We start from the raw sequence: 20,056 nt of genomic DNA on the forward strand, positions 1-20,056 counted from the left end.
TTGAGAAAAATGGCGGTCGCGTTTAACAATGCCGGAGTGCGGCGACCGCACTCCGGCAGATCAGTGCCTCTCACAAAGTCACATCCTGGTTGAAGATGGAGTATCGCTACGATTGCGCCGGTGCAGCGAAGCGATCGATCACCTCAGTCAGCGGGACGTGGCCAAGGCAGGCGCCAGAACCGGCGGGTTGTTCGCCATCCTCGACAGCCAGCGCATAACGCACGGCCGGATCGGCTTCGATGCGAAGGCGCAATCCGGCCAGCTTGGGATAGGCAGCGCCGTCGATCGCCTGGTGAAACTCCGCCCAGCGCGCCACGCCGATCAGCGTGGTATCGGCCAGCGTCAGCCGGTCGCCGACCAGGAAATCCGTATCGGCGATCATCGCCTCGAGCCGATCATGACGTTCCGCAACGGCCTTGCGGCCGAACTCCCGCAAGGTCGCCTTCAGCGCGGGTTCATCCGCCGCCATTTCCAATGCCACCCAGAGCGGGCTGAAGGCGGCGGTGAAGCCGGTGTTCACAAAGGCCATCAACTGGTGCATGCGGTCGGCTTGCGGCGTGCGCGGTTCGAAGCTGATGCGGCGCTGCGTGTCGCGGGCTTCGAGCCATGCGGCGATGGCCATTGTCTCGGTGAGCACCCGGCCGTCGTCGGTGATCAGCACCGGCGTTTCCTGACGGCCGTTGATGTTGGCATAGGCATCGTTTTTCATCTCGGTGAGCATGTCGACGCGGCACAGGCGATAGGGTTGCCCGATGCGTTCGAAGGCAGCGACGAGCCCCATCGAGCTTCCCGCCGGGAAGCCATAAAGCAGGATAGGTTCCATTTGTTTTCTTCCGTGATTGAGGGGATCACGCCGCGCAGCGAAACTTGACCCTAAACGCTGATCGTCCCATGTAAATTACGCACAATTCTGTAACCAGGATCCGCCCATGAAAGACGTCGTCTCACGCTGCCCGATCGAAGAGACCATGCGCGTGCTCAGCGGTCGCTGGCCCACACTGCTGCTCTATTATCTGAAGGACGGCACCAAGCGGTTCAGCGACCTGAGACGCGACAACCCGACGGTGTCGCATCGCATCCTGACGCTGGAACTGCGCAAGCTGGAGGAAGCCGGCATCGTGCGGCGAACGGCGCGTCCGGGTTATCCGTTGCGGGTCGACTATGACCTTACCGCGCCGGGCCGCAGGCTTGTCCCGCTGGTCGATGCGCTCGGCGCCTGGTGGGAACGGACCGAAGACGACCGGACCGGCCGCTCGCCGGCTTCGGACGTAAATCTCGATACCGCCGCCTAGAACCGTCGGTTAGACCAGAATTTTCGCCGCCCTGCCCGGCAAAAGCCATGATCGACGTTATCTCAGGGGCATGACCATAGCGAAAATCGAAACCTACCCGATGCCGAATCTGAACAGGCGCATGGTGTTGACCGGCCTCGCCGCCCTAGCGGGACTCGCCGCCTGCAGCACTGTTTCACTGCCAACCGGCGAAGGCGCCGGGGTCTCCTCCTCCGCCACCGGCACGCTGGCCAGTATCCGCGCCTCGGCCGGGCTGGCGCCGATGGTCCCCGACCGGCAGCTCGAACAGGCCGCCCTGCAGCAGGCCGGCTACATGGCGCAGCGCCGCCGCATGAGCCACACCACCGGCTGGGGCAAGGATTTCGCCTCGCGCGTCAGGGACAATCGAATTTCCGGTGCCGCGGCGGAGAACATCGCCGAGGGCCGTTTCGATCTTGAGAAGCTGTTCGACATCTGGGTGCATTCGCCCGGCCATCGCCGCAACATGCTCGACCCGCGCTTCACCCGCTTCGGCCTTGCCTATGTGCGCGACGGCGGCGACAGCAAGCTCCGTTACTGGAGCCTGGTGCTCGGGAAATAGGATGGAAAGCTAGTCCATATGCGCTGCCGGCGCGCCGCCGGCAGGCGCCTGCTTCGGCTTGCGCAGCAGGAAAACAAACGGAATGGCAAGCAGCGTCATCACCATGAGCATTTTGAAGTCATTGACGTAAGAGATCATCATCGCCTGGAGATTGACCATGCGATCGACCTGTGAGAGCGCCATGGGATCGCCGCTCGCGGCGGCTGGAGAGACCGCCCACAGATTCGGATTGAATGGGTTGATGAAGGCCGAAAGCTCGGTGTGGTTGACCTGCGTGTTGCGCACCATCAGAACCGTCACGACCGACACGCCGATGGATGAGCCAAGATTGCGCACCAGGCTGAACAAAGCCGTGGCATCGGTGCGGAAGCGCACGTCAAGCGTGGCGAAGGCGACGGTCGACAGCGGCACGAACACCATTCCCATCCCCAGGCCTTGGATGACGCCGGAGCTGAGGATCAGCCAATTGTCCATCTGTGGCGTGAAGCTGGACATGGTGTAGAGCGATTGCGCCGTGAGCAGAAAGCCGATGACGACAAGAATCCTGGCGTCGATCCTGCTCATGAGCCGCCCGACGACAAGCATCGAAATCATGGTGCCGACACCGCGCGGCCCCAACACGACACCGATGGTGACGGTCGGATAGCCGAAGATGGTCGACAGCATCGGCGGCAGCAGCGACATCGAGGCCAGGATCAGCACGCCCATGACGAAGATGAATGCCAGCCCGGTCACGAAATTGCGGTCGAGGAAGATCTTGGGATCGATGAAAGGACGTTCCGCCGTCAGCGTGTGGATGATGAACACCCAGAATCCGGTGATCGAAAGAGCAAGCTCGATCCAGATTTCGACCGAAGAAAACCAGTCGACCTCGCCGCCGCGGTCGAGCAGCAGCTGCAGCGCACCGACACCGAGCGATAACATGGCGAAGCCGAAGAAATCGAAGCTGCGCACCCGCCGGGCAACCGCCGGCAGATAGGCGGCCATACCGAGGAAGGCGATGATGCCGACCGGCAGGTTGATGAAGAACACCCAGCGCCAGTTGAAATTTTCGGTCAGCCAGCCGCCTAGCGTCGGACCCAGAATCGGCCCCAGCATGATGCCGGCGCCCCAGATGGCCATTGCCTGGCCGTGACGTTCCCTGGGGTTGATGTCGAGCAGGAAGGTTTGCGACAGTGGCACGATGGCGGCGCCGAACACGCCTTGCATCAGCCGGAAGAACACTATGCTCTCCAGGCTCCAGGCGATACCGCACAGCATCGAAAACACGGTGAAACCGACAACCGCCCCAAGGAACAGTTCCTTGCGGCCGAAGCGATCGGCCAGCCAGCCGGTGACCGGCGTCATGATGGCGGCGGCAACGATGTAGGAGGTCAGCACCCAGTTGATGTTGTCGGGTGAGGCGCCGAGATCGCCGGTCATGGTCGGCAGCGCGACGTTGGCGATCGTCGTGTCGAGAGCCTGCATGATCGTCGCCAGCATGAGCGCGACCGTGATCAGGCCGCGATGCGGCACTTCTTTGAAGGGTTCGGGCGTGCTCATGGCATGAAACTTCCAGCAGGTAACAAAAACGTGTACAAGGGGTTTCCGGGCGGCAACGCCTTCCGTTGAGAGACCCTCGTCGCGGTGGGACGCGATTGTCGATGTGGGGGTTACATCGACTGAAAGTCTCTGATGAGCGGATGCCTGCCGCCCGGAAACATGAGGACCGACGGGGCTGCCTCGGAGATTTCAGATTTCGGCCAGGCCGCTACGCGGCACGCCCAAACGCTGATTCTCCAGTTCCTCCCATCAGACCAATCCTGCTATTCACCTCCGCCGCTGGTCCTGCGGCATTCTGTTGACGTTACTGCGCGGCCTCGCCAGCCGTGGCGTGACCGAAGATCGAAGGCAGGCCACGCGCCACGCCGGTGTCGACGGTCACGGTGGCGCTCATGCCGGTGCGCAACGCCATCTTGGCGTCCGCATCGGTCAATTCGAGACGAACCGGGATGCGCTGCGTGACCTTGACCCAGTTGCCGGTGGCATTCTGGGCTGGCAGCAGCGAGAACTCGGCTCCCGTGCCGGCGCCGATCGCCTTGACCGTCGCCTCGAAGGTGCGCCCTGGATAGGTGTCGACCACGATCTCGGCCTTCTGGCCGGGCTTCATGTGGGTGAGCTGCGTTTCCTTGAAATTGGCATCGATCCAGGTGTCGCCGGTCTCGACCAGTGAAAACAGCGGCGTGCCGGAACCGACATACTGGCCGACCTTGAACGACGAGGCCTGGCTGACGATGCCGTCCGCCGGCGCCTTGACCGTGGTCTGCGCCAGGTCGTAGGCCGCCTTGTCGCGCGCGGCGAGCGCGGCCATCACGGTCGGGTGCTTGTCGGTCTCGATATCGGGATTGCCGCCAAGGGCTGCCTTGGCGCTGATGATGCCTTGCTCGGCAACGGCCAGCTGCTGCTTGGCCTTGTCGAGATCGTTCTTGGCCTCGTCCAGCGACGATTTGGCGTTGATGCCCTTCTGGGCAAGATCGGCGGCGCGGTCGAACTGCGACTGGGCGAAGACGACCTGGCTGGCATCGGACTTCTGCTGAGCCATCGACTGGCCATAGGCCGCGCGCAGCTGCTCGACATTGAGACGCGCGCCCGCCACCGCCGCGTCGGCCTGCGCCAGCGCGATCCGGTATGGCTCGGGGTCGATGGCAAAGAGCTCGTCACCCTGCTTGACCAGCTGGTTATCGAAGATGTCGACCTTGACGATGCGGCCTGCCGTGTCGGAAGCGATCGACACCTTGGCCTGCTGCAGGTTGGCGTTCTCGGTCTCTTGGTAGCGGCCGCCGGTGACCCAGACGTAGCCGCCCCCGACAGCGAGTGCCGCGGGCAGCGCAACCATCAGCAGAAGGCGGCCCAGCCGGCGATTTTTCTTCACCGGCGCCGAGGCCGGCTGCACTGGGGGAGCAACCGCCAACGGGGCCGCGGCCGGCTGCGCCTGCGCTTCCATCTCCAGTTCGGTCGTGTTCTTGTCTATCTTGGCCACCGCGTTCATGCTGCTGCGCCTTCTGTATTCTTCACTTTTTCAATGGACGGCGTCTCGTCGTCGGTCAGGTTGCGGACCATCGCCTCGAGCCCTTCGACGAGGACGCGACGGGCTTCCGGCTTCACGCCGACCAGCGATTCCTCATAGACTTCTCCGGCAATGCTCTTGATCACGGCGTAGGCATCGCTTGCCTTGGGCGTCAGGAAGATCATGCGGACGCGACGATCGGCGGCGTCGGCACGACGCTCGATCCAGCCTCCCTCCTCCATGCGGTCGACCAGGCGCGAAACGCTGATCGGCTCGATTTCGAGAAGTTCGGCCAGCCTTGCCTGCGCGACGCCGTCTTCCTTGGCAACGCGGACCAGAAGCCGCCATTGCGCCGAAGAAAGCCCCAAGCCACTGGCCCTCGCCTCGAAGCGCTTGCGCATCAGGCGCTGCACGTCGTGGATCAAGAAGCCCAATCTGTCGATGCCATCGGAAACCATGAGCGGGATATATAATAAGCGTGCTCACTATTCAAGATGCCGCGTTGCAAAAGAAGCCGGCAGATATGCACGACAGTCATGCGATGCAGGCATGGTTACCGATTGGTGATCGCCTGTCGCCATGCCAGCCGGCTTCGCCGCTCCGCCACGTCATGCTGGTCGGGTCTGACATATTGATGTACAGCCGTTGGTCAGGATCGGGGGATCACGAAAATGCCGACGCTCTACGCTCTCAAGCCGGCCTTCCAGGGTCGACTGCGGCCGCTGGTCAATCGGCTGGCGGCAATCGGGGTCACCGCAAACAGCATAACCATCCTGGCGGCCGTGATGTCGATAACCGCCGGCGCGGCCATTGCGATCTGGCACGAATGGCGCTGGCTGCTGTTGCTGATCCCCGCGGTGATGTTCGTGCGCATGGCGCTGAATGCCGTGGATGGCATGCTGGCGCGGGAACATGGGCAGGCGTCGACGCTCGGCATGTATCTGAACGAGTTGTGCGACGTCGTTTCGGACCTCGCGCTGATACTGCCTTTTGCCGTCTTTCCGGAGTTTGGCGCATGGGGCGTCATCGCCTTCGCGATATCGGCCGTGCTGACCGAGTTCGCCGGCGTGCTCGGCATCGCTACCAAGATCGGGCGAAACTATGCCGGGCCGTTCGGCAAGAGCGACAGGGCGCTGGCGCTCGGTGTGGTTGCCGTGCTGTGCGCCGCCGGGCTCTGGCCGGCAACCATCGCGCTGTTTGTGTTTCCGGCCATGGCAACGCTTTCGCTGCTGACCGCCATAAACCGGATACGCGCTGGCCTTATTGGCAGCGCCAGCTGAGCATCGAGGCTCGCCATGCCGCCATTGGGCCGCCAGAGGGAAAAGACCATGATGCACGAACCGATCGCCGCCGCGGCCACGCAAAGCCTTGCGCGGCAAGCGCAGGAGCGGGTCTTCCGCAGCCATGACGGGGCGGAGATCTTCTACCGATTCTGGCCTGCGGCTTCGGCCGATGCCAAAGGCGCGGTGGTGCTGTTCCATCGCGGCCACGAGCATGGCGGCCGCATGGCCCATCTCGTCGACGAATTGCAGATGCCGGACCACGCCTTCTATGCCTGGGATGCCCGCGGCAATGGCCGTTCGTCCGGCGAGCGCGGCTATGCCCCGTCCTTCTCGGCGCTGGTGCGCGACATCGACTGCTTCATGCGCGAGATTGCCGCCAGGGATGGCTTCGCCACTGGGGATATCGCGCTGATCGCGCAATCCTTCGGCGCTGTGCTTGCCGCCGCCTGGGTGCATGACTATGCGCCCAAGCTGCGCGCCATGGTGCTGGCTTCACCGGCCTTCTCGGTGAAACTCTACGTACCCTTCGCCAAGGAGGGCATCGCGCTCTGGCAGAAGATCAAGGGCCGCTTTTTCGTCAATTCGTACGTCAAGGCGAAATTCCTGACCCATGATCCCGTGCGCATCGCCTCCTTCGAGAGCGATCCGTTGATCACGCGGCCGATCGCTTCCAACATCCTGGTCGAACTCTACCAGCATGCCGCACGCATCGTCGCTGACGCCCGCGCCATCCGCGTGCCGACCCAGCTTCTGCTTTCGGGCAGCGACTGGGTGGTGCGCCACGGCCCGCAGCACGAGTTCTTCGTCAATCTCGGCAGCCGCGCCAAGGAACGCCATGTGCTGCCGGGCTTCTTTCACGACACGCTGGGCGAACGCGACCGGGCGCAGGCCCTCGAGCTGATCCGGCCGTTCCTGGCCAGGCAGTTCGCGGCACCGGACGCGCCGGTCGACCTGAAGCAGGCGGATATTGCGGGCTACACCCGCGACGAGGCCGACAGGCTTGCCTCGCCGCTCGATCTGTTGTCGCCCAAAGGTCTCTATTGGGCATTCAGCCGTGCCTCCATCCGCATGGGCGCCTGGGTCTCGCAGGGCATGAAGACCGGCATCGCCACCGGCTTCGATTCCGGCTCGACGCTGGATTACGTCTACGAGAACGACGCGCGGGGTCTTACACCTCTTGGCCGCGTCGTCGACCGCATTTTCCTGGAAGCCATCGGCTGGCGCGGCATCCGCCAGCGCAAGCTGCATCTCGAAGAACTCATCGGCTCGTGCCTGGCGACGCTCAAGGCCGCAGGTCGGCCGGCGCACATTCTCGACATCGCCGCCGGCCACGGCCGCTATGTTCTCGATGCCATCGTGAAGAGCCCCGACCAGCCGGCGAGCGTGCGCCTGCAGGATTATTCCGACCTCAACGTCCAGCTTGGCCGCAAGCTGATCGCTGAGCGGCAATTGCCGGCTGATGTTTCGTTCCAGCGTGGAGATGCTTTCGATGCCGACGTGCTCGCTTCGATCGATCCGGCTCCGGACCTTGCCATCGTTTCCGGCCTCTACGAGCTGTTCTCGGACAATGCGATGATCGCCCGCTCGCTCGGTGGACTGGCCAGCGCCATGCAGCCGGGCAGCCTGCTGCTTTACACCAACCAGCCCTGGCACCCGCAACTCGAGATGATCGCACGCAGCCTGACCTCGCATCGTGACGGCGAAGCCTGGGTGATGCGGCGGCGCACGCAGGGCGAGATGGACCAGCTCGTCGAAGCTGCCGGTTTCGACAAGCTCGACCAGCGCATCGACCAATGGGGCATCTTCACCGTCTCGGTCGCGCGGCGCCGCTGAACAGCATGGTCTCATCGCCTGCATCCATGGCGCGTGCCGAACCTTATAGCCGGGTGGTCGTCAGGGCAGCCCTCTGGCTGGCATTCCTGGCGCCGTTCTTCTACCTCAGCTACGGCTTCGCCAACTGGCTGGCGTCGCGGCGCGACGATGTCGGCAGCATCGTGTTCTCGTGGGAGCACGGCATTCCGTTCGTCGCCTGGACCATCGTGCCCTATTGGTCGATCAACCTGTTCTACGGCCTGTCGCTGCTGCTCAACAACGACAGGCAAGGGGTCGACCGTCTGGCCGCACGCTATCTCACCGCGCAGATCCTCGCCGTTATCTGCTTCATCCTGTTCCCGCTGACCGCGACATTCGTGCGACCGGCGACGACCGGCCTGCCGGGCTTCCTGTTTGCCGTGCTCGGCGGTTTCGACAAGCCGTTCAACCAGGCGCCCTCGCTGCACATCGCCCTTCTGGTGATCGTCTGGGATCATTGGCGCCACCGACTCGGCGGGTTGCTCCTGCCGCTTTGGCATGGCTGGTGCTTACTCATCGGCGCCTCGGTGCTGACGACCTGGCAGCATCATTTCATCGACATCCCGACCGGCGCGCTGCTCGGGTTCTTTGCGCTGTGGCTGTTTCCGCGCAGCGGCGCGTTGCCGTTTTCAGGCTTCCGGCCGACCAACGATGCGAAAGCGCGGCGGCTGGCGCGGTTCTACGCGCTGGGCGCCGTGCTCGCGTTGGCGGGTGCTGCGCTCGGTGCATTCGTTTGCGCTGTCGCGCTCTTCCTGCTTTGGCCGGCGCTGGCGCTGGCCATCGTCGCCCTCGCCTATGCAGGGGCAGGCGAAAAAGTGTTCCAGAAATCCGCCGATGGCGGCATCACGCTGGCAAGCCGTGTCCTGCTCTTGCCTTACCGCCTCGGCGTCCGGGCAAACATATGGGCGTGGACGCGCAATCTTGCTCCCCAGGTGGCGATTGCCGACGGCGTCTTTCTCGGACGCTTTCCCACGGCACGCGAGGCCAACAACTTCGGCACGGTCATCGACCTCGCCGCCGAACTTGAAAAGCCGGCGGCAGCCGATTGCCGCTGGATCAGCTTTCCGATGGTCGACCTGTTGCCGCCGCCGGTGGCGATACGGCAACAGGCAGCCGGCGCGCTGGAGAGTGCGCGCCGCGACGGCATCGTGCTGGTGTGTTGCGCGCTCGGCTTCCAGCGCAGCGCCGGCGTCGTCGCCGAATGGCTGGTGGCGACCGGCAAGGCCACGACGCCGGCGCTTGCCCGCGAGATGCTCGCGGCCGCCGGCCGGCCAGTTCATCTCGCCGAGGCCACGGAGCGGGTGGCGTCATGACCGGCAATCCCTATCAGGACCGCACCGACCGCTTCGCCGGCATGTTGATGCGGCAGGCCGGTTGGCCGGCTGCACTCGTGGTGGCCGCGAATATTCTTGCGCCGCTGGCTGCCTCGACGCGCGGCGCTTTCGAAAACTTGCCGGCGGCCTTCGCCCTGTCGATCACCGCCGCGAGCGCTGTCGCCGTGCTGGCGCTGTCGGCGCTGCTGGCATTCGACGCGCTGCTGTTCCGGATGATGGCGAGCCATGACGACGAAGCTTCCGGCGGCGCCGCGGTGGATGACATGCTGACGCGCATGCGCCTGAAACCGGCCCCGTCCGCGACACGCTCGCTCGATGACCGCATGGCCGGCACAAACCGCTTGCTGTTCAAGCAGCGCGCGGCCCTGGCGCTGTTTGCCGCAGCGCTTCTGGCGGCGGGGTTTTGGGCGCCGCGATGAACAAGCTTTCGCTGAAAACCTTCACCTTGCTGCAGACCGTGACGTCCGTCGGCCTCTCGGCGCTGGCCTGGATGGTGACCGGCGTGCGTCCGATCTGGAGCGGCAGCCTGCCGTCCGACCGGCAGCGCATCTATTTCGCCAATCACACCAGCCATGGCGACTTCATCCTGCTGTCGGCCTGTCTCAGCGAAAGGGAGCGCGCGATCACGCACGCGGTAGCCGCCGGCGAATATTGGGGAAAGTCGCGGCTGCGCCGCTTCATCGCGCAGGACATGCTGTCGTCCGTGCTCATCAACCGGCAATGGACGAAGCCTGAGGAAAACCCGATCGAGATCATGCTGTCGGTTCTCGACCAGGGCCATTCGCTGATCCTGTTTCCCGAGGGCACCCGCAACATGACCGAGGAGCCGCTGCTGGCTTTCCGCTCCGGGCTCTACAATCTCTCGACGGCGCGGCCTGAGGTCGAGCTGATCCCGTGCTGGATCGAGAACATGTCGCGCGTGCTGCCCAAGGGCCAGTTCCTGCCGGTGCCGCTGCTGTGCCGCGTCGTCTTCGGCGCCCCGGTCGCGGTTGGCCCGGGCGAGGAACGCCGCGCCTTCCTCGAACGCGCCCACGCCACGCTTCTGGCGCTCAACCCGCGTCCCGAGCGAGACGATTGATGCGCCACGAGATCTCCATCCTGATCATCGGCCTGCTGGCGGTTTTGACCACCGCCAGCGTTGTCGCCACCATACTTTCGGCGCGAGCGCCGAAGCCGCTCAGTTCGACGCTGGTCAATCTGACCCAGCGCATCAACGCCTGGTGGGTGATGGTTGCGCTGATGACGGTCGCCTTCTTCTTCGGTCGTTACGGGATGACCATCCTGTTTGCGCTGATCTCCTTCGCGGCGCTGCGCGAATTCGTGACGCTGACGCATACGCGCCGCAGCGACCATTGGGTGCTGCTTGGCATGTTCGGCATCATCATCCCGTTTCAGTACTGGTTGGTGTGGACCGCCTGGTACGGGCTCTTCGTCATCTTCATTCCGGTCTACTGCTTCCTGTTGATGCCGGCCATCACGGCGCTGCATGGCGACACCGAACGCTTCCTCGAGCGCATCGCCGCGCAGCAATGGGCGGTGATGATCTCGGTCTATTGCGTCAGCCACGTCCCCGCCCTGCTGACTCTCGACGTGCCAGGCTTCGAAGGCCGGACCCTGCTGCTGATCGCTTTCCTGATCATCGTCGTGCAAGGCAGCGACGTGCTGCAGTACATCTTCGGCAAGCTCTTTGGAAAACATCGTTTCTCGCCGAACGTCTCGCCGTCGAAAACCTGGGAAGGCCTGATCGGCGGACTGGTGTCGGCAAGCCTGCTTGGCGCGCTGCTGTCGTTCGTGACCCCCTTCTCGCCGCTGCAGGCGGCAGCCGTGGCCTTCGTCGCCTGCTCGATGGGATTCCTCGGCGGGCTGGTCGCATCGGCCATCAAGCGCGATCAGGGCGTGAAGGACTGGGGCCATTTGATCGAAGGCCATGGCGGCATGATGGACCGCACCGACAGCCTGGTCTTCGCTGCCCCGGTGTTCTTCCACATCGTGCGCTATTTCTGGACCGTGTGATCCGGCGATCTGTTGCCGCGCCCAAAGCGGTTGCGGATGAGCATGGTGACGACCAGAAACCACGCTATTTAGCGCGTTTCCTGACATACAGTTCCAGCTTGTGGCGGACGATCTCGAAGCCAAGCTCCGACGCTATCTCGGCCTGCAGTTTCTCGATTTTGTCGGAACGGAACTCGATCACCTGACCGGTGTCGAGGTCGATGAGATGGTCGTGATGTTCACGGTCCGCGTTTTCGAACCGGGCGCGGCCCTCGTCGAAGGCATGACGCTGGATGGCGCCTTTCTCCTCCAGGAGCCGCAACGTCCGGTAGACGGTCGACAAGGAAATGCTGCCGTCGATCTGGTGGGCACGAGAATACAATTCGTTCGCGTCCGGATGGTCATGCGCATCCGCCAGCAGCCGCAAGATCACCTTGCGTTGTTCAGTCATCCGGACACCGGCGGCTTTCAAATTGCTCCGGAATCGCTCGAAAAGGTCGTTGTCCGCTTTCATCCGTCATACTTAGCCGCGTTGCCACGCGACTGCAATTAGCTACTTGCAAATCAGTTGCAACTGCAATATCAGATGCAACTCACTTGCATTAGCATGACGTGAGCAGCGCATGGGCGACGATCAACTCCAGTCGAAAGGCATCCGATGACTGTTTCTGCTTCCCCAACCCGCAGGACGATGCTGCGGGCGCTTGGCGGCCTTGTGGCCATCGGTTTTGCGACGATGGCGAGCCTCGTTCCGGTCATGGCACAGGAGACTCAGCCTTCGGCAGGGAAGGTTCTGCGCGTCGTGACGACGTTCACGATCATCCAGGATATCGCGCAAAACGTGGCCGGGACCGCGGCAATCGTAGAGTCGGTGACCAAGCCCGGCGCTGAAATCCACGATTATCAGCCGACGCCGCTCGACGTGGTGAGGGCGCAATCGGCCGACCTCGTGCTCTGGAACGGCATGAACCTCGAACGCTGGTTCGAGAAATTCTTCGACAACGTGAAGAACGTGCCGAGTGCCGTCGTCACGGAGGGCATAGAGCCGATGGGGATCAAGGAGGGACCTTACGAAGGCAAGCCCAATCCGCATGCGTGGATGTCGCCGAAGAACGCCCTCATCTATGTCGAGAACATCCGCAAGGCGCTGTCCAAGGCGGATCCGGCAAACGCCCCGGTCTATGCCGCCAATGCCGCCGCCTATTCGGAAAAGATCAAGGCAATCGACGAGCCCATGCGCAAGCGCCTGTCGGCGATCCCCACGGACCAACGCTGGCTGGTTACAAGCGAAGGCGCTTTCAGCTACCTGGCACGCGACTTCGACCTGCGCGAAGCCTATCTGTGGCCGATCAACGCCGACCAGCAAGGCACCCCGCAACAGGCGCGCAAGCTGATCGACCTGGTGCGCGAGAACAAGATTCCGGTGGTGTTCAGCGAAAGCACCATTTCCGACAAGGCGGCCAAGCAAGTCGCGCGCGAAACCGGAGCCACCTATGGAGGCGTCCTCTACGTCGATTCGCTGAGCGAGGAAGACGGCCTGGTTCCGACCTATCTGAAGCTTCTCGAAACCACCGTCGAGACGATCGTCCAGGGGTTCGGCGGGTGACCGGGGTTCGCACCGCGCTCGCTCCGGACAGCAGCCATGATCGAACATCGACCGGTAGCGGCCGGGTCGTTGCCTCCATCGACGTGGACGACGTCACCGTCAACTATTCAAGCGGGGTCACGGCCGTACACTCCGCCTCTTTCAGGCTCGGCGCCTCCACCATCTGCGCGCTGGTCGGCGTCAACGGCTCCGGCAAATCGACGCTGTTCAAGGCGCTGATGGGCTTCCTGACGCCGTCGACCGGAACAGTGCTTATCGCCGGATTGCCCGTCCGCGCAGCGCTGAAGCGCGGCCTAGTCGCGTATGTGCCGCAGAGCGAGGATGTCGACTGGAACTTTCCGGTGCTGGTGGAAGATGTCGTCATGATGGGCCGCTACGGCCACATGAATTTTCTGCGTATCCCAGGCAGAGCCGATCGCATGGCGGTCGACGCGGCACTGGAACGGGTCGGCATGACCGATTTTCGCAAGCGCCAGATCGGCGAACTGAGCGGCGGCCAGAAGAAGCGTGTGTTCCTGGCGCGCGCTCTGGCGCAGGGCGGCGAAATCATCCTGCTCGACGAGCCGTTCACCGGCGTCGACGTTCAGACCGAAGCAGCGATCATCGATCTCCTTCGGTCGATGCGCGACGACGGCAAGCTGATGTTGGTGTCGACGCACAATCTCGGCAGCATCGTCAATTTCTGCGACCATGTCGTCATCTTCAACAAGACGGTGCTGGCCTTCGGACCAACAGAGACAACGTTTACGCAAGCCAATCTTGCGAAAGCTTTTGGCGGCGTGCTGAGGCATCTGCGCCTCGGCGGCGCCGATCTTCATGACGACCCCGACGCTCGCCACCTGACCGTGCTGACCGATGACGAGCGTCCTCTGGTGCTTTACGGCGAGCGGGATCAAGAGAAGATGATGAAGCCCGACAGCGGATCGCCAGCCCCGTGATCGACATCCTGCTGGAACCCTTCACCTACAACTACATGGCCAAGGCCATCTGGGTCAGCGCCCTGGTCGGCATGGTCTGCGCGTTCCTGTCCTGCTATCTCATACTAAAGGGCTGGGCCCTGATGGGCGACGCGCTTGCCCACTCGGTGGTGCCGGGCGTTGCGGCCGCCTACATGCTGGCCCTTCCCTATGCCGCCGGCGCATTCGCCTCCGGCCTCATCGCCGCACTCGGCATCACCTTGGTGCGGCGCGTGACGCAACTTCGCGAGGACGCCGTGATCGGCCTTGTCTTTACAACGCTGTTCGCTGGCGGGCTGCTGATTGCGTCGATCAGTCCGACCTCCGTAAACATCCAGTCCATCGTACTCGGCAACATCCTCGCAATCTCCGACGAGGATGTAACCCAGGTCATCCTCATCGCAGCGGTTTCGCTGGCTGTACTGGGGCTTCGATGGAAGGATATGATGCTGGTGTTCTTCGACGAGAACCATGCGCGCGGCGTCGGCCTGAATCCGTGGCGGCTGCGGGTCCTGTTCTTCGTGCTGCTCAGCGCCTGCATCGTCGCCGCGCTCCAGACCGTCGGCGCGATCCTCGTGATCGCGATGGTGGTAACGCCTGGCGCCACCGCCTACCTGCTTACCGATCGGTTCGGCGTCATGATCCTGCTCGCGATGGCGATCGGCGCGGCGACGAGCGCGGTTGGCGCCTATCTCAGCTTCTTTCTCGATGGCGCGACTGGCGGACTGATCGTGGTGCTGCAGACCGTGGTCTTTCTGACTGCCTTCGTCTTCGCACCCAAACATGGGCGGCTCGCCGCACGCCGGGCGGCACGTGCCGCATCGCAGGTCGCGTCATGATGACGATCTGGTCCTGGATCGCCGAACCGCTCAGTCACGAATTCATGCGTCGCGGTCTCGCCGTCGCCGTTCTGGTCGGCGCCATTTGCGTAGTGTTGTCCTGCTATCTCGTCCTGAAGGGCTGGTCGCTGATGGGCGACGCCGTTTCGCATGCCGTGCTTCCGGGTATCGTGCTCGCCTATATCGCCGGGATCCCGCTTGCCTTCGGCGCCTTCGTGGCAGGACTTGGCTGCGCGCTGGCGACGGGCTACCTCAAGCAGCACAGCCGGATCAAGGAGGACGCAGTCATGGGCATCGTCTTCTCAGGCATGTTCGCGTTTGGCCTGGTGCTGTTCGTCAAGGTCGAGACCGACCAGCATCTCAATCATATCCTGTTCGGCAACATGCTCGGCGTCCAGTGGCGCGACGTGATCGAGGCGGCGGTCATCGTCGTGCCGGCGATCCTCATCGTTCTGGCAAAACGCAAGGATCTGCTGCTTTATTGTTTCGATCCGGCCCATGCGCGCGCGATCGGCCTGCCCGTCAACCTGCTGCATTTCGGGCTGCTGACGCTGCTCGCGTTGACCATCGTGGCCTCGCTGAAGGCTGTCGGGATCATCCTTGTCATCGCCATGCTGATCGCGCCGGGAGCGATCGGCTTTCTTTTGACGAAGAGCTTTGAGCGCATGCTCGCCATTGCCGCCGCGGCCGCCATCGGGTCGAGCGTCGTGGGAACGATCCTCAGCTATCACATCGACGCAGCCACCGGCCCGACGATCGTCGTCGTTCAGGCCGGCGTTTTTTTGCTTGCCCTGTTCCAGTCGAAGCGCCCAAAGCAACGGGTGCAACTGGGCATTTCGGGAGAGTAATCGCGGCCCTGACCCAGGCCGCACTCAAAGCCGGTTGCGGATCAGCATGGTGACGACGAAGAACGCGCCGACCGAGCTGGTGATGATGCCGATCGGCAGTTCCTGCGGCGGCAGCAGCGTTCGGGCCAGAAGATCGCTGGCCAGCAACAGCACGGCGCCGAAGACGGCGCAGCTGGCAACCAGGCGCAGGTGCAAGGGGCCCGCCAGCGGCCGCGACAGATGCGGGATCATCAGCCCGACGAAGCCGATGACGCCGGCGACCGAGACCAGGATCGCCGTCGAGAAGGCGGCGACGAGAAAGGTCATCCTTCGCATCCGCGCCACCGGCACGCCCAGGCTTTCGGCGGCGTTTTCGCCGGCCAGGAAAGCATCGAGCCGGCGGTGGTTCCACAGCGCGTAAGCCAGAATGGTGCCTGCTCCCAGCGCGCCCAGCCAGATATTATCCCAGCGCGCCAGGCCAAGGCCGCCCATGGTCCAGAACAGCACGGAGTGGGCGGCGCGCTGATCGCCGGCAAAGACAAGATAGTTGGTCAAGGCGGTGAACATGAAGGACACGGCAAGGCCGGCAAGGATCAGCCGCTCCGGGCCTTGCCCCCTCACCCGCGCAACCAGCAGCAGCACGACGCCGGCAGCCAATATGCCGCCGGTGAAGGCCGCGACCGGCAATGTCCAGATGCCGAAACTGTCGCCGAAGACGGTGATGACGGAAACCGCACCCGCGGCGGCGCCCGACGACAGGCCGAACAGGAACGGGTCGGCAAGGTCGTTGCGGGTCACCGTCTGCAGCAGCGCACCGACGACGCCGAGACCGGCCCCGACGCAGATGGCCAGGATCGTGCGCGGCAGCCGCAGGTCGACGACGATCTTGCCGACCGGCCCGGCCACGTCGTGCCCGCTGAAGCCGACTGCGCGGCCAAGCGCGGCAACAACATCGGTCAGCGGGATCAGCGTCGAGCCGTAGGCGATCGACAGCAGAGCGAGAGCGGCGATCGCCGCCGCTCCCACCATCATGGCCAGTGCAAATGCCGGATGACGCAAGCCTGGAAATGCGTCGTGTCTGTCAGGACGCGTGCGACGCACTTCCAGCATCTTTTGTTCATGCATGTCGTTGCCCCAAAACCGCTGCGCACTTTTGGGCGACAGGCATCAAAACGCTTCCGGATGCATGGCCTTGGCGATCTTGTCGATCGCTTCGATGTTGGCCGGGCCCGGCGTCAGTTCGGCATAGCGCAGGGCGACGAAGCGCTCGTTCTTGACCGCGTCCGTCTCCTTCATCGCCGGATGCGCCTTCAGGAAATCGAGCAGTTTCCTGTAGCCACCGCCATCCTGGTAATCGAGCAGGATGAGGAATTGCGGATTGCGCGACGCCACCGTTTCCCAGTCCGTATTGCCCCAACTGGTATCCATGTCGGCCATAATGTTGTCGCCGCCGGCGGCTGATATCATGGCGCTGGGGATGGCGAATTTGCCTGCGGTGAACGGCTTGTCCTCGCCGGAATCATAGAGGAAGACCCGCGTTCCCTTGGCGTCGCCGACCTTGGCGGTGATGTCGGCGAGCCGCGTCTTCCAGCCGGAGACAAGCTTCTCAGCTTCGGCCTCCTTGCCGAAGATCTTGCCCAGCTTTTCGACGTCGCCATAGAGCAGGTCCATCGAGGCGGCGGGGCGGCTCTTGTCGAGATGGACGCAGCTTTCCGTCAGCACCAGCGTCTTGATGCCGTGCGGAGCAAGCGTGTCGGGCGTCACTTCACCACCCGGCTTCATGCCATAATACCAGCCGGCGAAGAAAAAATCGGGCTCGACCGCGACGAGGTTTTCGAGCGTCGGATATTTCGGCGCCAGTTCCGGGATCGAACCCTGCTCGGCCTTGAACTCAGGACCCACCTTGTACCATCCGGTGATGCCGGTCAGGCCGACGATCGACGGCTGCAGTTTCAGCGCGAAAGCCATCTCGGCCATGTTGAGATCCTGGATGACGGCGCGCTTCGGCGGCGCATCGAAGGTCAGCGGCTTGCCGCAGCTGTCGACAGTTACCGGGAAGGCCAGGGCTGTCGAGGCCAGCAGCGAGAAGGCAAGCGAAAAAGCAAGGCGTTTCAAGGGTTTGCTCCTGTGGACGGGATGATCGATATGGGACGGCTTCAATCAGGATGGCGGCGCGGCACGGTTCGGAACATCGAACACCGTCAGTTCGCGGTCTTCGGTCGGATGGCGCAGACGCAGCACATCGATGCCGAAAATTTCGCGAATCAGCTTTTGGGTCAGCGCTTCGCGCGGTGCGGCGAGCGCTTGCAGACGGGCATGGTTCATCACCGCCACCCTGGTGGCGAACGGTGCCACCAGCGCCAGATCGTGCAGCACCGCGATCACCATCATCTCGAAGCCGGCCACGAGTTCAAGCAGTTCGCCGCGGGCGCGCGGGTCGAGATGGTTGGTCGGCTCGTCGAGGAACAGGATCTTTGGCTGCTGGGCGATGGCGCGCGCCAGTTGGGCGCGCTGGCGCTCGCCGCCCGACAGGGAGCCGATGGTGCGGCCAAGCAGCGGCAGCAGGCCGGTCCGGCGCAGCGCATCGACGACAATGTCACGCTCCTCGCTCCTGCGCCGTAGCCGAGCGTGCGGGACCCGGCCCAGCTCGACATAGTCGATCACCGCCAGCCGCGGATCGGGCTGGTCGGTCTGGCCGACAACGGCGATATGCAGCGCCCGCTCGGCGGCGGAAATCCCGTCCAGCCGGCGCCCGCCGAGGTTCACCTCGCCGGAGCTCGGCCGCAGCATGCCCGACAGCATGCGCAGCAGCGTCGTCTTGCCCGCGCCGTTGGGACCGATGATGGCTAGGCGATCGCCAGCGGCCACCGAGAAGCTGACCGCCTGGACCAGATCCCGCCCATTGGCCATGGCGCAGAGGTCATGTGCTTCGAGAAGCGCTACGGTCATCGGCTGCCCGCCAGATTGCCGGGATGGCAAAGCGTGCACACGATGATGCGATGATCGATAGAGCCGTCCAACTTTCCGTCACTTTCCAAAACTGGCGACGGAAGGAAGCTGGCGAAGCGGCCGACAAGACCGGGATTCGCGTTTCCTCCCGGCACACCCCGTCCGGTCAACTCAGTGATGGCAGGTCTCCTGGCTCGCGGGTCGTTGCGCCATCCTGCCTTCCCAGCCTTGCCGGCCAGTGGCATTCACGGATTTTGCTCGCCGCTTACAGTTGCGGGGGCAGCCACGGCCTGGACCCCTGGGGATCTCACCGTGTTCCCTTTTCACCCCTCGCCTTTCGACTCGGGGACCATCACCGCTTCAGCGTAGATTTCCTCCAATCGCTTCGCAATGGATTTCTCGGACGGAGTGGTGGGCCGGCTAGGGGAAACATGCATTTCACGCTCTCGATATGTAATAACATTACGCATTTAGAGGATGCCGCCTGGCGCTGTCAAGCGAAGCCTGCCGAATTTGGCTCGTCGGCGGCAAGGGGCGCTCGACCGCTGTGCCATATCGGTGTGCGACTGTGACGGGATCGGTTCGATTGCGCGGGATGCGCAATTTCGATCAAACTGGCCGCGCCAGGAAACGGCAGGATGATCTGGCCAATGCGAGGAGCAAAATGAACCCGACCGAGAAAGCGCTGTGGTTCGTCGAAAGTCATCTGCCGGAGGCGATCTCGCTTGACGATATCGCGCAAAGCAGCGGCGTGTCGCGTTTTCATGTGACGCGGGCTTTCGGCGCTGCCACGGGCCGCTCGGTGATGGGCTACATGCGCTCACGCCGGCTCACCGAGGCGGCGCGCAAGCTGGCCGGCGGGGCGCCCGACATTCTCTCCGTCGCGCTCGACGCCGGCTACAACTCGCATGAGGCGTTCACCCGTGCCTTCCGCGATCAGTTCGGCACCACGCCGGAACTGGTGCGCGCGCAAGGCACACTCGACAAGCTCGACCTCGTGGAGCCGATCCTGATGGACCAGTCCTTCCTCACCAATCTCGAACCACCGCGTTTCGAGACCAGCCGGCCGTTCCTGATCGCCGGCCTCGGCGAACGCTACAGCTGCGAAACCAGCGCCGCCATTCCGATGCAATGGCAGCGCTTCGGCCCCTATATCGGCAACATTCCGGGCGAGACCGGCGATGTCGCCTATGGCGTCTGCGTCAACGGCGACGATGCCGGCAATTTCGACTACATCGCCGGCGTCGAAGTGTCTGATTTTTCCGACCTGCCGAGGGAATTCAGCCGGGTGCGGGTGCCGGCGCAGAAATATGCGGTCTTTGCCCACCGCGAACACATCTCGACCATCCGCCGCACGGTCAATACGATCTGGAACAAATGGCTGCCGGCTTCCGGCCACGAGATATCGGATGCGCCGGAATTCGAACGCTACGGCCCTGAGTTCGACCCGCGCAGCGGCAATGGCGGGCTGGAGATCTGGATACCGGTGAAGGCGTAGTCG

At 63.6% G+C, this 20,056-nt stretch carries 21 protein-coding genes and 1 riboswitch; of the genes, 13 read left to right on the plus strand and 8 right to left on the minus strand.

From position 1 onward, the window contains the following. Positions 1-106 precede the first annotated feature (106 nt). On the minus strand, positions 107-823 hold the full coding sequence (locus tag NKI69_RS11410; protein WP_023813531.1) for a glutathione S-transferase family protein: 717 nt from the start codon (positions 821-823) through the stop codon (positions 107-109). Positions 824-929: 106 nt separating this feature from the next. Here NKI69_RS11410 and NKI69_RS11415 point away from each other — a divergent pair, with 106 nt between their 5' ends. Both NKI69_RS11415 and NKI69_RS11420 read left to right on the plus strand, forming a co-directional pair. Continuing rightward, positions 930-1,292 (plus strand): winged helix-turn-helix transcriptional regulator, encoded by a 363-nt coding sequence (locus NKI69_RS11415; RefSeq protein WP_023813530.1) that lies wholly within the window; start codon positions 930-932, stop codon positions 1,290-1,292. A 70-nt stretch (positions 1,293-1,362) separates the two neighbouring features. After that, positions 1,363-1,872 (plus strand): CAP domain-containing protein, encoded by a 510-nt coding sequence (locus NKI69_RS11420; protein WP_023813529.1) that lies wholly within the window; start codon positions 1,363-1,365, stop codon positions 1,870-1,872. A 9-nt stretch (positions 1,873-1,881) separates the two neighbouring features. Here NKI69_RS11420 and NKI69_RS11425 read toward each other — a convergent pair whose 3' ends face one another. The 3 genes from NKI69_RS11425 to NKI69_RS11435 all read right to left on the minus strand — a co-directional run bounded on the left by NKI69_RS11425 (position 1,882) and on the right by NKI69_RS11435 (position 5,376). After that, a complete protein-coding gene (locus NKI69_RS11425; protein WP_023813528.1) occupies positions 1,882-3,414 on the minus strand; it encodes a DHA2 family efflux MFS transporter permease subunit in 1,533 nt (510 codons plus the stop codon). 304 nt (positions 3,415-3,718) lie between these two features. Then, the gene (locus tag NKI69_RS11430; RefSeq protein WP_352553895.1) at positions 3,719-4,900 is read right to left on the minus strand and encodes an HlyD family secretion protein; all 1,182 of its coding nucleotides are present in this window, start codon (positions 4,898-4,900) and stop codon (positions 3,719-3,721) included. After that, entirely contained in the window at positions 4,897-5,376 is a 480-nt protein-coding gene (locus NKI69_RS11435; protein ID WP_023813527.1) for a MarR family winged helix-turn-helix transcriptional regulator, read from the minus strand. Before NKI69_RS11435 ends, NKI69_RS11430 begins: the two co-directional genes overlap by 4 nt. Positions 5,377-5,589: 213 nt before the next feature. Between NKI69_RS11435 and NKI69_RS11440 the strand changes: the two genes are divergently transcribed. The 6 genes from NKI69_RS11440 to NKI69_RS11465 are packed head-to-tail and all read left to right on the plus strand — an operon-like array spanning position 5,590 to position 11,399. Further along, a complete protein-coding gene (locus NKI69_RS11440; RefSeq protein WP_352721326.1) occupies positions 5,590-6,198 on the plus strand; it encodes a CDP-alcohol phosphatidyltransferase family protein in 609 nt (202 codons plus the stop codon). 51 nt (positions 6,199-6,249) lie between these two features. Further along, positions 6,250-8,034 (plus strand): bifunctional alpha/beta hydrolase/class I SAM-dependent methyltransferase, encoded by a 1,785-nt coding sequence (locus NKI69_RS11445; RefSeq protein WP_502900172.1) that lies wholly within the window; start codon positions 6,250-6,252, stop codon positions 8,032-8,034. A 5-nt stretch (positions 8,035-8,039) separates the two neighbouring features. Continuing rightward, positions 8,040-9,365, plus strand: coding sequence for a phosphatase PAP2/dual specificity phosphatase family protein (locus NKI69_RS11450; RefSeq protein ID WP_352721330.1), 1,326 nt, complete (start codon positions 8,040-8,042; stop codon positions 9,363-9,365). Next, positions 9,362-9,805 (plus strand): hypothetical protein, encoded by a 444-nt coding sequence (locus NKI69_RS11455; protein WP_352721332.1) that lies wholly within the window; start codon positions 9,362-9,364, stop codon positions 9,803-9,805. Before NKI69_RS11450 ends, NKI69_RS11455 begins: the two co-directional genes overlap by 4 nt. Further along, positions 9,802-10,464 carry a lysophospholipid acyltransferase family protein gene (locus tag NKI69_RS11460; protein WP_127257924.1) on the plus strand — a complete coding sequence of 221 codons (663 nt, stop codon included), beginning with the start codon at positions 9,802-9,804 and terminating at the stop codon, positions 10,462-10,464. The genes NKI69_RS11455 and NKI69_RS11460 overlap by 4 nt, the downstream gene beginning before the upstream one ends. Then, a complete protein-coding gene (locus NKI69_RS11465) occupies positions 10,464-11,399 on the plus strand; it encodes a phosphatidate cytidylyltransferase (RefSeq protein ID WP_352721334.1) in 936 nt (311 codons plus the stop codon). The genes NKI69_RS11460 and NKI69_RS11465 overlap by 1 nt, the downstream gene beginning before the upstream one ends. Positions 11,400-11,463: 64 nt before the next feature. Here NKI69_RS11465 and NKI69_RS11470 read toward each other — a convergent pair whose 3' ends face one another. Then, entirely contained in the window at positions 11,464-11,892 is a 429-nt protein-coding gene (locus NKI69_RS11470) for a Fur family transcriptional regulator (protein ID WP_023813521.1), read from the minus strand. A 177-nt stretch (positions 11,893-12,069) separates the two neighbouring features. Between NKI69_RS11470 and NKI69_RS11475 the strand changes: the two genes are divergently transcribed. From NKI69_RS11475 to NKI69_RS11490, 4 genes are all read left to right on the plus strand, one after another. Next, the gene (locus NKI69_RS11475) at positions 12,070-12,984 is read left to right on the plus strand and encodes a metal ABC transporter substrate-binding protein (protein WP_502896775.1); all 915 of its coding nucleotides are present in this window, start codon (positions 12,070-12,072) and stop codon (positions 12,982-12,984) included. 77 nt (positions 12,985-13,061) lie between these two features. Then, positions 13,062-13,922 (plus strand): manganese/iron ABC transporter ATP-binding protein, encoded by an 861-nt coding sequence (locus tag NKI69_RS11480; protein WP_352721376.1) that lies wholly within the window; start codon positions 13,062-13,064, stop codon positions 13,920-13,922. Further along, the gene (locus tag NKI69_RS11485; protein ID WP_127267054.1) at positions 13,919-14,779 is read left to right on the plus strand and encodes a metal ABC transporter permease; all 861 of its coding nucleotides are present in this window, start codon (positions 13,919-13,921) and stop codon (positions 14,777-14,779) included. Before NKI69_RS11480 ends, NKI69_RS11485 begins: the two co-directional genes overlap by 4 nt. Further along, a complete protein-coding gene (locus tag NKI69_RS11490; protein ID WP_502900173.1) occupies positions 14,779-15,627 on the plus strand; it encodes a metal ABC transporter permease in 849 nt (282 codons plus the stop codon). Before NKI69_RS11485 ends, NKI69_RS11490 begins: the two co-directional genes overlap by 1 nt. A gap of 24 nt (positions 15,628-15,651) precedes the next feature. Here NKI69_RS11490 and NKI69_RS11495 read toward each other — a convergent pair whose 3' ends face one another. From NKI69_RS11495 to NKI69_RS11505, 3 genes are all read right to left on the minus strand, one after another. Continuing rightward, complete coding sequence (locus NKI69_RS11495) at positions 15,652-16,638, minus strand: FecCD family ABC transporter permease (protein ID WP_127289411.1); 987 nt, start codon at positions 16,636-16,638, stop codon at positions 15,652-15,654. A gap of 135 nt (positions 16,639-16,773) precedes the next feature. Next, positions 16,774-17,721 (minus strand): ABC transporter substrate-binding protein, encoded by a 948-nt coding sequence (locus NKI69_RS11500; protein ID WP_352629671.1) that lies wholly within the window; start codon positions 17,719-17,721, stop codon positions 16,774-16,776. Between the two features lie 45 nt (positions 17,722-17,766). Further along, positions 17,767-18,555, minus strand: a complete 789-nt coding sequence (locus NKI69_RS11505; RefSeq protein ID WP_352721338.1) for an ABC transporter ATP-binding protein — start codon at positions 18,553-18,555, stop codon at positions 17,767-17,769. A 162-nt stretch (positions 18,556-18,717) separates the two neighbouring features. After that, positions 18,718-18,924: riboswitch (cobalamin riboswitch) on the minus strand. 295 nt (positions 18,925-19,219) lie between these two features. On the opposite strand from NKI69_RS11505, the gene NKI69_RS11510 reads away from it, so the two are divergent. Then, a complete protein-coding gene (locus NKI69_RS11510) occupies positions 19,220-20,053 on the plus strand; it encodes an AraC family transcriptional regulator (RefSeq protein WP_023813513.1) in 834 nt (277 codons plus the stop codon). The last annotated feature ends 3 nt before the right edge of the window (positions 20,054-20,056 follow it).

The sequence above is a fragment of the Mesorhizobium sp. M0491 genome (genome assembly GCF_040321265.1).
Taxonomy (GTDB): Bacteria; Pseudomonadota; Alphaproteobacteria; order Rhizobiales; family Rhizobiaceae; genus Mesorhizobium.